The organism is Affinundibacterium flavidum (assembly GCF_014284175.1).
Classification (GTDB): domain Bacteria; phylum Pseudomonadota; class Gammaproteobacteria; order Burkholderiales; family Burkholderiaceae_D; genus Undibacterium; species Undibacterium flavidum.
The window spans coordinates 1-255 of the sequence record NZ_JACOGA010000078.1 but is presented as its reverse complement, the minus strand read 5'-3'; the positions used below and the strand labels follow the sequence as shown (position 1 = coordinate 255).

Sequence of the window (255 nt, the reverse complement as noted above, 5' to 3'; positions counted from 1 at the left end):
TTGACATACGAGTCTTGCTCCGCACACTACTGCCAGATTCATGATGACGTGGGTCGAGTCCTGCAAATGCAATTGCTTTCTTCACTGAAGTAAATCGCTCTGTATCAGCATAGTAGGAAAGCAAAATAGCGATGGTGCGTTCTCCTAAACCAGGTATGCTATCCAATAATTTCTGCTTATCTTTTAAGTCCGGATCGTTCCGAGTATGGTCGTTAATTAAACAAATCAGTGCTTTAATTTCTTTATCCAACCAGT

At 41.2% G+C, this 255-nt stretch carries 1 protein-coding gene; it reads right to left on the bottom strand.

The genetic code is table 11. The features are described from left to right. The coding region (locus tag H8K55_RS21440; RefSeq protein WP_186944277.1) for a transposase at positions 1–255 on the bottom strand (255 nt) is incomplete at both ends.